Origin of the sequence: Sulfitobacter sp. HI0129, from assembly GCF_001635395.1 — a bacterium.
GTDB lineage: Bacteria > Pseudomonadota > Alphaproteobacteria > Rhodobacterales > Rhodobacteraceae > Sulfitobacter.
Genome location: NZ_LWGH01000896.1, coordinates 1 through 836 on the forward strand (window position 1 = coordinate 1; position 836 = coordinate 836).

1 protein-coding gene is annotated in these 836 nt (G+C 62.7%); it reads left to right on the plus strand.

Features of this window, described 5'->3' with window-relative positions:
* The coding region (locus A3764_RS25425; RefSeq protein WP_161487523.1) for a hypothetical protein at positions 1-836 on the plus strand (836 nt) is incomplete at both ends.

Below are 836 nucleotides of genomic sequence, written 5' to 3' on the forward strand. Positions count from 1 at the left end.
GGCGCTGGAGCGTGCCGTGGCGTCGGTGGGCGATCTGGCTCAGTTGCTTCTCGAGGGACAGTTCAGCGACATATTCAAGCTCGAGCGGCTGAAGGACGAGATCGAGACCGCCATCCTGAACCTGCTGCCGGTCAAGGTCGGGGTGGTCTTTCCCTGGTCCACGCCCATCGGCGATTTTCCTCCGGGCAGGCCGATCTTCGAGATCGCGACCCCGAAGACCGAGAACCGTGACGGCAGGAAGATCCTCGAATTTGACGATTACTGGACGATCGACGACGGCAAGGGCGGCGAGGAGAATGTCCGGGCGATATTCTACGAGAACCCCGAGGATCCGCTCGAAGCAACCTTCGCGTCGCGGAAGGGCGATCTGGTAATCGATTCAGGCGCCACCTACCATCTGATCACCGGAGAGCGGGAGTTCTGGGCCGATGCCTGGCTGCACCCGTTCACCATCAACATCCTGCCGGGCTTCGACGTCGTGAAGCTGCATTTCCGGGCCGCGAAGTTCACCGCCGGAAAGGGCAGGAGCACGCGTGTCTCGGTGCTGCCCGAAGATTTCGAACTGGGCAAGCAGGTCCAGTTCATCTCGGCGCTCACCTCGTACCTGTCGGGCGGCGGCAAGCAGGGTCCCTATTACGAGATCGACATATTGCCGCCGCAGATAGAGGTGGGGGTGCGGTACAACCTGCCCACGATCCCGCTGGGACCGATCATCTTTTCGCAGGTGTCGATCAAGGTGGCCGCGATCCTGCCTCTGGCGGAGGGGGAGTTCCTGCTCAAGGCCGCGATCGGGCGCCGCGACCGCCCGTTTCTGATCTCGATCCCGCCCTATGGCG